The 14741-nt window shown below is 65.1% G+C and carries 12 protein-coding genes; 7 read left to right on the forward strand and 5 right to left on the reverse strand.

From position 1 onward, the window contains the following. Positions 1-17: 17 nt before the first annotated feature. A complete protein-coding gene (locus tag XH83_RS19375) occupies positions 18-413 on the reverse strand; it encodes a hypothetical protein (RefSeq protein ID WP_194408504.1) in 396 nt (131 codons plus the stop codon). 188 nt (positions 414-601) lie between these two features. Here XH83_RS19375 and XH83_RS19380 point away from each other — a divergent pair, with 188 nt between their 5' ends. Continuing rightward, positions 602-787, forward strand: a complete 186-nt coding sequence (locus XH83_RS19380; protein WP_194402401.1) for a hypothetical protein — start codon at positions 602-604, stop codon at positions 785-787. On the opposite strand, the gene XH83_RS19385 is transcribed toward XH83_RS19380, so the two are convergent. Beyond that, a complete protein-coding gene (locus XH83_RS19385) occupies positions 777-1325 on the reverse strand; it encodes a CreA family protein (protein ID WP_194402402.1) in 549 nt (182 codons plus the stop codon). The two genes, XH83_RS19380 and XH83_RS19385, sit on opposite strands and share 11 nt — an antisense overlap. Positions 1326-1533: 208 nt before the next feature. Between XH83_RS19385 and XH83_RS19390 the strand changes: the two genes are divergently transcribed. The 4 genes from XH83_RS19390 (at position 1534) to XH83_RS19405 (ending at position 5555) form a co-directional block, all read left to right on the forward strand. After that, the gene (locus XH83_RS19390) at positions 1534-3141 is read left to right on the forward strand and encodes a L,D-transpeptidase (protein WP_194402403.1); all 1608 of its coding nucleotides are present in this window, start codon (positions 1534-1536) and stop codon (positions 3139-3141) included. 92 nt (positions 3142-3233) lie between these two features. After that, the gene (locus XH83_RS19395; RefSeq protein WP_194402404.1) at positions 3234-3803 is read left to right on the forward strand and encodes a glutathione peroxidase; all 570 of its coding nucleotides are present in this window, start codon (positions 3234-3236) and stop codon (positions 3801-3803) included. Between the two features lie 164 nt (positions 3804-3967). Then, positions 3968-4990, forward strand: a complete 1023-nt coding sequence (locus XH83_RS19400) for a polysaccharide deacetylase family protein (protein WP_194408324.1) — start codon at positions 3968-3970, stop codon at positions 4988-4990. A 7-nt stretch (positions 4991-4997) separates the two neighbouring features. Then, a complete protein-coding gene (locus XH83_RS19405; RefSeq protein WP_194402405.1) occupies positions 4998-5555 on the forward strand; it encodes a dihydrofolate reductase in 558 nt (185 codons plus the stop codon). A gap of 122 nt (positions 5556-5677) precedes the next feature. Here XH83_RS19405 and XH83_RS19410 read toward each other — a convergent pair whose 3' ends face one another. Then, positions 5678-6130: a DoxX family protein gene (locus tag XH83_RS19410; RefSeq protein ID WP_194402406.1), complete on the reverse strand. Its 453-nt coding sequence runs from the start codon at positions 6128-6130 to the stop codon at positions 5678-5680. A gap of 298 nt (positions 6131-6428) precedes the next feature. After that, positions 6429-8738 carry an NADP-dependent malic enzyme gene (locus XH83_RS19415; RefSeq protein WP_194402407.1) on the reverse strand — a complete coding sequence of 770 codons (2310 nt, stop codon included), beginning with the start codon at positions 8736-8738 and terminating at the stop codon, positions 6429-6431. A 246-nt stretch (positions 8739-8984) separates the two neighbouring features. Between XH83_RS19415 and XH83_RS19420 the strand changes: the two genes are divergently transcribed. Beyond that, positions 8985-10952 (forward strand): hypothetical protein, encoded by a 1968-nt coding sequence (locus XH83_RS19420; protein ID WP_194402408.1) that lies wholly within the window; start codon positions 8985-8987, stop codon positions 10950-10952. Positions 10953-11107: 155 nt separating this feature from the next. On the opposite strand, the gene aspS is transcribed toward XH83_RS19420, so the two are convergent. Further along, on the reverse strand, positions 11108-12880 hold the full coding sequence (gene aspS / locus XH83_RS19425; protein ID WP_194402409.1) for an aspartate--tRNA ligase: 1773 nt from the start codon (positions 12878-12880) through the stop codon (positions 11108-11110). 196 nt (positions 12881-13076) lie between these two features. Here aspS and XH83_RS19430 point away from each other — a divergent pair, with 196 nt between their 5' ends. Continuing rightward, on the forward strand, positions 13077-14549 hold the full coding sequence (locus XH83_RS19430) for a YdiU family protein (protein ID WP_194402410.1): 1473 nt from the start codon (positions 13077-13079) through the stop codon (positions 14547-14549). Positions 14550-14741: the final 192 nt, after the last annotated feature.

Below are 14741 nucleotides of genomic sequence, written 5' to 3' on the forward strand. Positions count from 1 at the left end.
GATTTTCTTGTTATCGATCAGAAGCGCGCGGCAACCACGATCGGCTGCGACGTCGCGGTGGTGATCGGCGAGCCGCTGTACTGGAAGGTGCCGATACCGGGGAGATTGCCGTCCGGCGAACCCGCGAACGAGGAACCGGCAACCACGAAAGCGAAAGCAAGGATAAAGCTGAGCGCGCGCATGGTCTTGTCTCCGAATTCCCTGGCTGGCGGTGCGCCGTCGTCGTTGTGAAGCTGATAACCATGGGCGGTTTCGCCCGTGATGCGCCAAAAACGCAAAATGGTTTCATCTGGCGTGAGAATTGTTTCGTCCCCTGCAGGGCGACGACACAATTCTCCAAAACTGCCAATCATTTCAGTCAGGTCGCGCCGGAGCTGAAAGCGGCCTGCCAGGCTCCTGATCCAGCCGCGCAACCGCCTCCGCGCCGCCGCCGTCACCGTAACGCATTGCGCGCTTCACACGCATTTTACGTTTTTCTGCTGAAGAGGATGTCAAACGAAGGCTGGGTCTGGTCGAACCGGGGGCGCGTCGGCTGCGACCCAAGCCATCGAAACCAAGACGCCCGGGATCACCGGGCGCGTTCAGTTGAGGGATGGCCATCATGACGATGCAGGATCGCGCAACGCCGCGCGAGGCGGACCAGCGGACCGACGGCGGAGATCAACGACCGAGGCGCGTCGCCTCGGCCGGCGTGATGTCGCTGCAGTCCGGCCGCGGCTTTGAGGCCGCGCCGCAGGCCTTCGTGCGGCTGACCGGCTCGCATCTCGTCAAAGGCGTCACTGCGTGAAGAACTCGCCGCATTTCTGGACGTTTGCGTCTGCCGGTCCCCAAGGCATGATCGGGACGGTGGAGGTCGAGTTCTTCGGCGAGCCCTCGATCAGCCTGTCCGAATAGACCATGTAGACCAGCACGTTCCGCTTGGCGTCGCAGCCGCGCACGATCTGCATCTTCTTGAAGAATAGCGAACGGCGCTGGCGAAACATGTCGTCGCCCTGCTCCATCTTGGTCTTGAACTTGATCGGGCCGACCTGGCGGCAGGCCAGCGAGATGTCAGAGACCTCCTCGGCAAGGCCCAGCCAGCCCTTGAAGCCGCCCTTCTCCGGCACCGTGAAATGACAGGCGACGCCCTCGACCTCGGGATCGTCGAGACCATAGGTCGCGAGCTTGTCGTTCGGGCTCATCCATTTGAACACGGTGGAGCGACGGAAGATCAGATCGGGCTCGTCAGCCGCATGCGCGGACGCCGCCGGCACAGCCAAGGCCAGGAGGAATAAGGCGAGGCCTTTCAAGCGGATGCCGCCAAGACCAGGGAAACGAGATGACATGAAGTTCTCCGGTAACAAGTCCCCACAATGTAGGTATGAGGCCGCCGCTCAGGAAGACGACGAGCGGACGGGCACGGCCGCCGTTTACCGCTCTGTGAGGCTTTTTTGTTACGTCTTGGACAAAAGTAGCTGATGGCAGAACCGCGCTGCTGGTGAACGCGTATCCCCTTTGCGAGACTAACGTCTGATTTGGATTATGGATTCGAGGATGAACAGCGTGAACGGGTCGGGTTTCTCTGCCAAGCCGGCGCGCCTTTGGCAGGTCGCCATTGTGACGGCGGCGAGTGCGATGGGCGCGACCAGCCAGGCAGACGCAGCATATTACTATTGGACGGATTATTCCGACGGCTCCTATTACGGCCGACAGGACCGGCATCCCGAGATACCGCGCCAGAAGCCGCAGAAACGCAGCGCGACCGGCAAGAAGGAAGTTGTCGCCCAAAAGGAAGCCGGCACCAAGCCGCAGGGGCCGCTGGTTATCGTCGTCTCGATCGACCGGCAGAAGGTCACGGTCTACGACACCAATGGCGTGTTCGCGGAATCTCCGGTGTCGACGGGCATGAAGGGCCATTCGACGCCGATGGGTGTGTTCAGCGTCATCCAGAAGCACAAGTTCCATCATTCCAACATCTATAGCGGCGCGCCGATGCCGTACATGCAGCGGATCACCTGGTCCGGCGTCGCCATGCATGCCGGCGTTCTGCCGGGATATCCGGCTTCGCATGGCTGTATCCGGATGCCGATGGCGTTCGCGGTGAAGATGTGGAATTGGACCAAGATGGGCGCGCGCGTCATCGTCGCGCCCGGCGAGATGACGCCGCACAGCTTCTCTCATCCCATGCTCGCCTCATTGCGCGTTCCGCCGCAGCCCGCCGCCAGCCTCGAGCCGCAGACCAATGTCGGCGACAAGGCAGACAAGGGCGCAGCGCAGACCAAAGCCGCCGAAGCCAAGCCCGCTGAAACTAAGCCCGCCGAGACCAAGCCTGTCGAAACCAAGACCGCCAGCGCCGACGCGGTGCTCGAGCTGCGCGCCTCCGTCGGCCACACCGTGATGTCGGATGTGACCACGGGCAATGCGCCGGCGCATGAGGAAGCCGCCGCGCCCGCCGACAAGGCCGAGACGGCCGAAGCATCCGACGCGGCCAAGACTGCGTCGGAAGAAGCCGCCAAGCCGGCGACCGAGGACAAGCCCGCCGACAAGGCCGAGCCGGTCAAGACGCAAGCCGCAGACTCCGCGAAGACGCCCGAGGCACCGGCACCTGCGGTCGCCGGCTCCCCCGAGGCGAAGAAGGACGAGACCCGCGTCGCCGATCCCGCACCGACCGCCAAGCCCGACACACCCAAGCGGGCCGGCCAGATCGCCGTCTTCATCAGCCGCAAGGATTCCAAGCTCTACGTGCGGCAGAATTTTGCGCCGCTGTTCGAGGTCCCGGTCACGATCGCCACGAGCGACCGTCCGCTCGGCACGCACATCTTCACCGCCGAGCTCGACAAGACCGATACTAATGCGCTGCGCTGGTCGGTGGTGTCGCTGCCCGTCTCCGCCCGTTCTGCGGCACGCGAGGACGACAGCCGCCTCACCCGCCGCAAGGCTGGCGTTGCCGTGATCCCCGTCGCCGCCAAGCCCGTTGCTGCCAAGCCTGTCGTCACGCCGGACAGCCCGGCCGCGGCGCTCGACCGCATCTCGATCCCCGCCGACACCATGGCGAAGATCAACGAGATGCTGACATCAGGCGGCTCCATCATCATCTCCGACCAGGGCATCAACCAGGGCGAGACCGGCGAAGGCACCGACTTCATCGTTCGTCTGTACTGACCTGCTTCACTGTGGCCGATAACGCGGTGTTGACGAGGCCGGGCGCACCGGCGGAGTAACATGCGGCCCGGATCATTTCGGGGGATGCCGTCATGATGAACCGCAGGACCGTGCTCACCGTGGCGCTGGCGGGCGTGCTCGCGCCGGCGACGCGTGCGTTTGCCGATGGCGGCATGAGCCGGATCTCGGCCTATGCGTTTTCTTTCCCCGCTTTGTCGGGCGACGACATCCGCCTCGCCGCTTTCACCGGTAAGCCGCTGCTGGTGGTCAACACCGCCTCGCTGTGTGGCTACACACCGCAATATGCCGGCCTGCAGGAGCTCTGGAGCGAGTTTCGCGAACGCGGACTCACCGTGATCGGCGTGCCCTCCAACGATTTCGGCGGCCAGGAGCCCGGCGGCACCAGCGAGATCACGGCGACCGCGCACCACCAATATGGCGTTACCTTTCCGATTACCGCTAAGGCTGCCGTCGTCGGCGCCAAGGCGCATCCCTTCTACAAATGGGCCGCCGATGCGCGGCCTCGGGAAGTTCCGCGCTGGAACTTCCACAAATACCTGATCGGCCGCGACGGCTATATCGCCGACGTGTTTCCGTCAGCGGTCGAGCCGGCCGACACGCGGATCAAGACGGCAATTGCCAAGGCGCTGGCCGACAGCTGACGCGAGGCGCAGCCCATCCGGCTGGGCACAATTATGGCGGGATGCCAAACAGCCGTTGCAATGGCGATGGGCCACCATCTAGGCTAGGATCGTAAGGGCAGGACGGTTTGGCCGAAGGCGAAAAGCCGCGGCGGAACAACGGGATCAATCTCGAGGACAACACCATGCGCGTGGCGGCAGGACTGATTTTGGCAAGCGCGATCTCTCTGGCCATGACCGGCGCGGCGTGGTCGCAGACCCCGGCCGCGAAGCCCGCAGCCGCGACGCAAGCCGCACCGGCGGCGACGCCGGCAGCTGCAACACCCGCCCCGGCTCCGGCGGCCGCTCCCGCAGCGGCGGCGCCAGCAGGTTTCGTCAATCCGCCTCCGCCCAAGCAAGCCCCGCAGCCGGCGCGCGCGGCCTGCAACACGCAAGGCGCGCTCGGTGTCGCCCGCACCGTCGAGATCGATACCACCGGCGGTCCCGGCTTCGGCTTCGAGCATTTCAAGGAGCTCGACTTCCTGCGCGACAAGGAGGTGGTGCTGACCTTCGACGACGGCCCCTGGCCGAAGAACACGCCCGCGGTGCTGAAGGCGCTCGCCGATGAATGCACCACCGGCATCTTCTTCTCGATCGGCAAGCACGCGACCTACGAGCCGGAGATCCTGAAGCAGGTCTACGCCGCCGGCCACACCGTCGGCACCCACACCTGGTCGCACGCCAACCTCAACAACAAGAAGCTCACCGAAGCGCAGCGCAAGGAAGAGATCGAGAAGGGCCTGTCCGCGGTGAAGTGGGCGCTCGGCGGCATCTCGCCCTCGCCGTTCTTCCGCTTCCCGGCGCTCCAGCATCCGCCGGAGATGGTCACCTATCTCGGCAACCGCAACACCGCGATCTTCTCCTGCGACATCGACTCCTTCGACTTCAAGGCCTCCAAGCCCGAGAAGGTGGTCGAGACCGTGATGAAGAAGCTCGACACCAAGGGCAAGGGCATCATCCTGATGCACGACTTCCAGAAGCACACGGCGGAAGCCCTGCCCGAGCTGCTCAAGCGCCTCAAAGCCGGCGGCTACAAGGTGGTGGCGATGCGCGCCAAATTCCCGGCGTCGACGCTGCCCGAATACGACCAGGAGCTGCTCAAGGACGTCAAGCTGCCGACGGTGAGCCAGCGCCCGGTCAATTCCGTGGTGACGACGGTTTCCGAATAGACGGCCATTGTCTTTCCAGATCGAAGGCTACGTCATCGTCTCGGCGGACGGCATGCTTGCCGACGCCACCCATGTCATGCCCGACAGCCTGAAGTTCGACGGCGACAAGCTGTTCTTCGAGCAGGCCCTCGATCGCGCCGCGCTGATCGTGCACGGCCGCAACTCGCATGAGCAGCAGCCGAACTCGCCGAAGCGCAAGCGGCTGATCCTGACGCGCAGGATCAAGGCCCTCACCGTCGATCCCGAGATGCCGAACGCGACGCTGTGGAATCCGGATCATGCGAGCTTCGAGGAGGCCTGCGCCTTTGCGGATGTCGCCTCCGGCACGGTCGCAATCATCGGCGGCCCCGTCGTGTTCGACCTGTTCATGGACCGCTATGACACGTTCTGGCTGTCGGAAGCCCCGCATGTGCGCCTGCCCGGCGGCGAAGGCTGTTTCGTCGGCGTGCCCCAGCGGACGCCGCACGAGGTGCTGGCCTCGCACGGGCTGAAGCCCGGCGCGCCGTATCTCCTCGACTCCGGGCACGAGGTGACGGTGACGCCGTGGCGTCGACGCCAGGCCTGAAGTTAAAAACCGAAGATCAACCCCATGCACAGTACCGGCATCTTGTTACCGGTGACCACCTCACGGAATGATCACATCAAACTTGTGACCTCGGGAGCTGACGCCCGGCTGTCAGCTCGCGGCTAGACGTCCCCGTAGGCGGCCTCGGCCGGACGCGTGGTGCGGCCGTAACCCATCAGCATGAACAAGGCGCCGATGATCGAGAGGTTCTTCAGCGCGTCGACCACCATCTTGGCATTGTCGGGCGCAGCCTGGTTCCAGAAGTCATCGAGCACCACCGTCGCAACCGCGACGTAGATGATCATCAGCATCGCGAAGAACCGCGCGCCGAAATTCAGCGCGATCATCAACCCCGCGATGATCTCGAGCCCGCCGACCGCGATCGCCAGCAACTGCGGCGTGGTCATGGCGGTCGCCGTCTCGAGCTGCTTGGCGTAGGGCGCGACGATCTCGGGCACCACGACCTTGCTGGCGATGAAGTCGGCCGTCGCCTGGATGGCAAAGAGCTTGGTCGCGCCCGTGTAGATGAACAGCACGGCGAACAGAATTCGCCCGAAAGTCACGAACGCTGGCATGATCGGCCTCTTGGCAAGCTTAGAGCGCGGAACGCGTGAGCAGATTATGGAGAGTCGTGCGCCGGTTTACAAACAGCGAAATGGAGAAGTGAAAGGAATTCAAGGTTGGCGCCTCTTACCTTCTCCCCTTGCGGGAGAAGGTGGCTCGCGCAGCGGCGAGATGGATGAGGGGTATCTCTCGGCACAGCAAACTCTCGCGATGGCCACTCGCGGAGAGATACCCCTCATCCGGCGCTTCGCGCCACCTTCTCCCACAAGGGGAGAAGGGATTGCACCGCCGATGACGCTGGAGCCAGCCTTACGTGAACAACGTCGGCTGTTGCCGCGCCGCGCGCTCCTGCGCTTCGACCACCGCGACTGCCGTCATGTTGAGGATGCCGCGCGCCGTCACCGACGGGGTGAGGATGTGCGCGGGGCGCGCCGGGCCGATCAGGATCGGGCCGACGGGCAGCGCGTCCGCCAGCGACTTGATCATCTGATAGGCGACGTTGGCGGTGTCCAGCGTCGGCATGATCAGGATGTTGGCCTCGCCCTCCAGCTTGGAATGCGGCAGCACCATTCTTCGCGCAGCCGAGGAGAGAGCCGTATCGCCCTGCATCTCGCCGTCGGCCTCGATCTCGGGATGCTTGTCCTTCAACAGCTGGGTCGCCAGGCGCATCTTGCGCGAGGAGTCGGTGTCGTAGCTGCCGAAATCCGAATGCGAGATGAAGGCGATCTTCGGCTTGATGTTGAAGCGTTGAACGTGGACCGCCGCGAGCGATGCGATCTCGGCCAGCTCTTCCGCGCTCGGATTGGGGCGAACTTGCGTGTCGGCGATGAAGAAGGCGCCCTTGCTCGTGATCAGCAGCGCCAGCGCCGCATAGTCGCTGATGCCCGGACAGAATCCGACGATCTCGCGGACATGGCGCAGATGGCTCATATAGCGGCCCTCGACGCCGCACAGCATGGCGTCCGCCTCGCCGCGCGTGACCGCGAGCGCGGCGATCACCGTGTTGTTGGTCCGCACCACGGTGCGGGCCGCATCCGGCGTCACGCCGCGGCGGCCGGCGACCTCGACATAGGACTGCACGTAGGAACGGTAGCGCGGATCGTCTTCGGGATTGACGAGGTCGAAATCCTTGCCGGCGCGGATCGAGAGGCCGAAGCGCTTGATGCGCGCCTCCACGACCGAAGGGCGGCCGACCAGGATCGGCCGCGCCAAATTCTCCTCCAGCACCACCTGCGTGGCGCGCAGCACGCGCTCGTCCTCGCCTTCGGCGTAGATCACGCGCACCGGCTGGGTCTTGGCCTTGGCGAACATCGGCTTCATGACGAGGCCGGAGCGGAACGCGAAGCGCATGAGCTGCGCAGCATATTCGTCGAAATTGGTGATGGGACGCGTCGCGACGCCGGACTCCATCGCCGCCTTCGCAACCGCCGGCGCCACGCGCAGGATCAGCCTGGGATCAAACGGGCTCGGGATCAGCGAGCCCGGGCCGAAACCGCCCGCCTCGCTGGTTTCGACCCCGAGCGCCACCGCATCCGACGGCGCCTCGCGCGCGAGCTGCGCGATGGCCTCGACCGCGGCGTGCTTCATCTCCTCGTTGATCGCGGTCGCGCCGACGTCGAGCGCGCCGCGGAAGATGAAGGGAAAGCAGAGGACGTTGTTGACCTGGTTCGGATAATCGGAGCGCCCGGTGCAGATCATGGCGTCGGGCCGCGCTTTCCGCGCCTCCTCCGGCATGATCTCCGGTGTCGGATTGGCGAGCGCCATGATCAGCGGCTTGTCCGCCATCGCCTTGGCCATGTCAGGCGTCAGCACGCCCGGCGCCGAGAGACCGATGAAGATGTCGGCACCGCCGATGACGTCGCCGAGCGTACGCTTGTCGGTCTTCTGCGCATAGACCGCCTTCCAGCGGTCCATCGTGGTGTTGCGGCCCTCGTGCACGAGCCCGTCGATGTCGCAGACCCAGATGTTCTTGCGCTGCGCGCCCATCGACACCAGGAGATTGAGCGTCGCGATGGCCGCGGCCCCTGCCCCCGACGCCACGATCTTGACGTCGGACAGCTTCTTGCCGTTCAGCCTGAGACCATTGGTGATGGCGGCGGCGACGATGATGGCGGTGCCGTGCTGGTCGTCATGGAAGACCGGGATCTTCATGCGCTCCTTCAAGCGCGTCTCGATCTCGAAACACTCGGGTCCCCGGATGTCCTCCAGATTGATGCCGCCGAAGGTCGGCTCGAGCGCCGCGACAGTCTCGACCACGCGGTCGATCGTGTCGGCGGCGATCTCGATGTCGAACACGTCGATGCCGGCGAATTTCTTGAACAGGACCGCCTTGCCTTCCATGACGGGCTTGGAGGCCAGCGGGCCGATATTGCCGAGGCCGAGCACCGCGGTGCCGTTGGAGACCACGGCGACCAGATTGGCGCGGGTCGTCAAGGTGGCGGCTTCCGCCGGGTTCTTGGCGATCTCGGTACAGGCCGCGGCAACGCCCGGAGAATAGGCCAGCGCGAGGTCGCGCTGGTTGGCAAGCGGCTTGGTCGCCTGGATCTCGAGCTTGCCGGGGCGCGGCAGACGATGGTAGGCGAGCGCCGCCTGGTGGAGATCATCAGAATAGGACGACATGCGGTCTCTTGCCTCGCGTTACCCGCCTCAAAATGCACGATCCGGGGCCGCTGTCCAAGCGAACCGTATTTCCGGGTCATGGAAACGGGATGAAGCACGCCGGGCGCCCCGGTGGCAACATCCGATTGCGCGCCCATCAACAGGGCGTGCGGCCAAATGTTTGAAAACCATAGCTTTCCCTGGACCGCGCGGCGTTTCGCGAATATGGCAGGTTGCGCGGTGCAGAACGAGCAACTGGAGCCGGAAATGAAGCGAATCCTGATCGGCCTGATCGTGGCAGCCGGGCTCGGCGCGGGCGGATGGTTCGGCTTCAACCTCTATGTCCAGCACCGGGCCACCGGCGAGGTCGAGGCGGCGTTCGAGCGGATCCGCTCGGGCGGCGGCAAGGCGAGCCATGGCAAGGTCACGTTCGAGCTCGCGACCCGGACACTGACCATCGAGGACATCGCGGTCGAACCCGCCCAGCCACAGCTCGCCAACATCAAGGTCGCAAAGGTCACGGCCGTCGGTGTCCACCAGCCAGACGAGACCCATTTCTCGGCCGACAACATTGACCTGTCCGGCGTCGAGGTCGCCTACACGTCCAGCGAGCAGGCGAAGCTGAAAGCGAACTACAAGATCCCACAAATCAGCGCGCGCGACTTTTACGGCCCGACCCGTGCAGACGGCACGCCGCTGTCCGCCTCGATCATCGACATGTACCGTTTCATGCTCGCGCAATACGCGACCGTCTCGGCGTCCTCGATCACGGCGCCGACCATCGCGGTCAACGTCGATGCCGGCAGCGGCAATGCCGGCAGCGGCGATTATGTTTATTCGGGTCTGTCGGTCCAGAACCTCAACCGCGGCAAGATCGAGACCGCGAAGACGGACCACGTCAGCTTTACACTCGACCTGGCCCAGCCGGGCAAGCCCGCGAAAATGACCGGCGAAATGTCGGGTCTCGCCATCTACGATTTCGACGCGACCGCCGTCAGGGCCGCGCTCGATCAGCAAGTGTCGAGCGATGACAATTTTCACAGGATCTATCGACGCATTTCAGTGAATTCATATGTGGTGACGACGGCGCCAGGCGTGCGCGTGTTGATCGACGGTATCACCTTCGACGACATTGCGATCCGTCCCTCGAAATTCCGCCCGGCCGAGATCATCGCGCTGGTGCCGGCTGACGGCTCGATCCCGACGCCTGCGCAATCACGCGACATGATCGAGAAGGTGGCTGACTTCTTCGAGGGCTTTCGGATCGGCAAGGCGGAAGTCGGCAAGCAAACGGTCGAGACGCCGCAAGGGACGGGACGGCTCAACGCGGTCAAATACGATCAGGACAAGATCGCGCTGGAAGGCCTGGAGATGCCGATGCCGCAGGGCCAGCTCAAGATGGAGCGCTTCACGCTGAGGTCCTTCAGCGCCGGAAATCTGATGCGCTGGGCAGCAAGCCTGAAGACGCCGGGACAGCCGCCCTCGCCCGATCAGATGCTCGGCCTGTTCCGCGTGCTCGAAGGCGCCGAGATCAAGGGCGTGGTCTCGCCGTACAAGACGACGCGGCAGCTCTTCACCATCGACACGATCAGCCTGAACTGGGGCCAACTGGTCGGATCGATCCCGAGCAAAGCCAATCTGGTGGTGAAGATGGTCACGCCGACCGATCCCGCCAATCCGGCGTTGCAGCCGCTGATCATGGCGGGCGTGGACAAGCTCGCCATCGACCTCGATCTCGGCGCGGCCTGGACGGAATCGACGGGCGCGTTCGCGCTTGCGCCGGCCACGATCGATCTCGGCAACCTTGCCAAAGCGCAAGTCGGCTTCGCGCTCGCCAACGTGCCGCGCGGCCTGTTCACGTCCGATCCGGTGCAGGCGATGGGCCAGGCGGCGCAGGTCGAGACCGGTGCGCTCGAGCTCTCGCTGCGCGACAGCGGCGTCGTCGATCTCGTCGTCGCGCAGTTCGCGCGCATGCAGAATGTCAGCCGCGACGCCGCACGCAGCGCCATCGTCGAGATGATCAGGGCGCAAGGCGAGAAGATCGCGGGGGCCAGCGCCGATGCCAAGGGCGCGGTGGATGCGCTCGCCGGCTTCGTCGAGACATCAGGTCAGACGCTGACCGTCAAGCTCGCGCCGCGCGCCAAGGTGCCGCTGATGCAATTGATGCAGCTGATCCAGACCGACCCGGAGAACGCGCTGGCGCAGTTCAGGATCGAGGCGTCGACGGGGTTGTAGTTTGATCTCGTGTCCCGGACGCGGCGCGGCATGAATTGACGCGACGCAGAGCCGGGCCCCAGAGAGCTTGCGGTTCACCGCGACATGGGCCCCGGCTCGGCAGCGCATCACTGCGTGCTGCGCTGCGTCCGGGGCACGAGACCAGGCGTGCAGCCTCACTTCTGCGGCAGGTTCACCCGCACATGCAGCTCGCGCAGCTGCTTCGTCGTGGCTTCCGACGGCGCGCCCATCAGCAGGTCCATGGCCTGCTGGTTCATCGGGAACAGCGAGATCTCGCGCAGATTGGTGGTGCCGCAGAGCAGCATCACGATGCGGTCGACGCCCGCGGCCATGCCGCCATGCGGCGGCGCACCGTACTGGAAGGCGCGGTACATGCCGCCGAAGCGGTCGACCACTTCCTGCTCGCCGTAGCCCGCGATCTCGAACGCCTTCACCATCGCTTCCGGCACGTGGTTGCGGATGCCGCCCGAGGCGATCTCGTAGCCGTTGCAGGTGATGTCGTACTGGAACGCCTTGATGGTCAGCGGATCCTGGCCCTTCAGCGCCTCGAGGCCGCCTTGCGGCATCGAGAACGGGTTGTGCGAGAAGTCGACCTTCTTGTCCTCGTCGTTGTACTCGTACATCGGGAAGTCGACGATCCAGGCGAGCTCGAACCGCTCCTTGTCGGTGAGGTTCAATTCCTCGCCGACCTTGTTGCGGGCCAAACCAGAGAACTTCCAGAACTTGTCGGGATCGCCGGCGACGAAGAAGGCGGCATCGCCCTCCTTGGTGCCGATCTGCGCGCGAATCGCAGCGGTGCGCTCGGGCCCGATGTTGTTGGCGAGGGGACCTGCACCCTCGCCGCCTTCGCGCCACATGATGTAGCCGAGACCGGGCTGGCCTTCGCCCTGCGCCCACGAGTTCATGCGGTCGCAGAACGCACGGCTGCCGCCGCCCGGCGCGGGAATGGCCCAGACCTGGTTCTTGGGATCCTCTAGCATGCGCGCGAACACCTTGAAGCCGCTTCCGCGGAAATGCTCGGAGACGTCCTGCATCTCGATGGGGTTGCGCAGATCCGGCTTGTCGCTACCGTATTTGCGCAGCGCCTCGGCAAACGGAATCCGGCGCCAGCCTTTCGTCACCGGCTTGCCCTTGGCGAACTCCTCGAACACACCGGTGATCACGGGCTCCATCGCCGCGAACACGTCCTCCTGCGTGACAAAGCTCATCTCGACGTCGAGCTGGTAGAACTCGCCCGGCAGACGGTCGGCGCGCGGGTCCTCGTCGCGGAAGCAGGGCGCGATCTGGAAGTAGCGGTCGAAGCCCGACATCATCAGCAGCTGCTTGTACTGCTGCGGCGCCTGCGGCAGCGCGTAGAACTTGCCGGGATGGATGCGCGAGGGCACCAGGAAGTCGCGCGCGCCTTCCGGCGAGGACGCGGTCAGGATCGGGGTGTTGAACTCGAAGAAGCCCTGCCCCTCCATGCGCCGGCGCATCGACTTGATGATCTCGACGCGCGTCATGATGTTCTGGTGCAGCTTTTCGCGGCGCAGATCGAGGAAGCGGTACTTCAGGCGGATGTCTTCGGGATATTCCTGGTCGCCGAACACCGGCAGCGGCAGGTCGCCCGCCGGGCCCAGCACCTCGATCTCGGTGACATAGATCTCGATCTTGCCGGTCGGCAGATCGTCATTGTCGGTGCCCTCGGGGCGGCGGCGGGCCTTGCCGTCCATCCGCACCACGAATTCCGAACGCAGCTTCTCGGCCTGCGCGAATGCCGGCGAGTCCGGATCGACCACGCACTGGGTCAGGCCGTAATGGTCGCGCAAATCGATGAAGAGCACGCCGCCATGGTCGCGGACGCGATGGACCCAGCCCGAAAGGCGGACCGTCTCGCCGATGTTGCTCTCGCGGAGCGCGCCGCATGTATGTGACCGGTAGCGATGCATGGTCGTCCCAAAATCAATGTCGGAGGGGTCGAATCGGACGGCCTGTCACGGCCGGTCCGAGATTGCGGCAGGGTTTACCCGACGAGGCCCAAGGCGGCAACCAAGGGAACGGCCTGTTTTGGACCCGGAGGGCCCATTTTTGGCTTATCGGAGCCCAAGCCTTTGCCATCAGGCGTTCCAGCCCTATCTTGAGGCCATGACAGTGCATTTCCCCTTCCAGAACTCCTATTCGGCGCTGCCGGACAGCTTCTTCGCCCGCGTCGCGCCGACCCCGGTCACGGCCCCCCGGCTGATCAAGCTGAACCGGCCGCTGGCGGTCCAGCTCGGGCTCGATCCGGACATGCTGGACACCCCGGAAGGTGCGGCGATCCTGGCCGGCAAGACGGTTCCCGACGGCGCCGACCCCATCGCCATGGCCTATGCCGGGCATCAGTTCGGCCATTTCGTGCCCCAGCTCGGCGACGGACGCGCCATCCTGCTCGGCGAGGTCATCGACCGGGAGGGCGTCCGCCGCGACATCCAGCTCAAGGGCTCGGGCCCCACCCCGTTCTCCCGCCGCGGCGACGGACGCGCGGCACTCGGGCCGGTGCTGCGCGAATACATCGTCAGCGAAGCGATGTTCGCTCTGGGCATCCCGACCACGCGCTCGCTCGCCGCCGTCGTCACCGGCGAGCACGTCATCCGCGAGACCGCGCTGCCCGGCGCGGTGCTGACGCGCGTCGCCTCCAGCCATATCCGGGTCGGCACCTTCCAGTTCTTCGCCGCCCGCCGCGACACCGACGCGATCCGCGCCCTCGCCGATCATGTCATTGTCAGGCACTATCCGCAGCTGCGCGAGGCGGAGCGCCCCTATCATGCGCTGCTCGCCGGCGTCGTCGCGCGTCAGGCCGAGCTCGTCGCGCGCTGGCTGCTGGTCGGCTTCATCCATGGCGTGATGAACACCGACAACAGCTCCATCTCCGGTGAGACCATCGATTACGGCCCCTGCGCCTTCATGGACGCCTACAACCCCGCACAGGTGTTTTCCTCGATCGACGAGATGGGCCGCTACGCCTATGCCAACCAGCCGCGCATCGCGCTGTGGAATCTGACGCGGCTCGCTGAATGCCTGCTGCCGCTGTTTTCCGATGACCAAGAGAAGGCGGTCGCCGAAGCCCAGGACATTCTCGGCGCCTTCTCGGACCAGTTCAGTGCCGCCTATCAGGCTGGCCTGCGCAAGAAGGTCGGCCTGTTCACGGAGCGCGACGGCGACGAGGCCCTGATCCAGGACCTGCTCGATGCCATGGCCAAGAACCAGGCCGACTTCACCCTCACCTTCCGCAAGCTCGGCGACGCCGCGGCCGATGACGCCGCCGACGTCCGCGCGCAGTTCATGGAGCCTGCGGCCTTCGACGAATGGGCCGGCCGCTGGCGCGCGCGCATCGCGCTGGAGCAGCAAGGCGCAGCCGAGCGGCAAGCCGCCATGCACGCCGTCAATCCCATGTTCATCCCGCGCAACCACCGCGTCGAAGCCGTGATCCAGGCTGCCGTGCACGACGACGACTACGCGCCGTTCGAGGAATTGGTGAAGGTGCTGGCAAATCCGTTCGAGGACCAGCCGGAGTATGCGGCCTACGCCGATCCGCCGCTGCCGGACCAGCGGGTGCTGCGGACGTTCTGCGGGACGTGAGGCGGGTCCGACCGCGCACGACCATCTCTAATTGGTTCACTACGTGGATTGCGCCTTGCGCGGTGCATCCTCGTCCCGCGGACGTTGTGGACACGTCCCGTGCGCGGGAACCGCTGTCATCAAACTGAAACACACGCGCTCTAACCGCCTGTCAGGGTCGTCTTGCCGGAGGCGTCCGTCCTCCAACCATCC

The sequence above is a fragment of the Bradyrhizobium sp. CCBAU 53351 genome, from assembly GCF_015291745.1.
Taxonomy (GTDB): domain Bacteria; phylum Pseudomonadota; class Alphaproteobacteria; order Rhizobiales; family Xanthobacteraceae; genus Bradyrhizobium.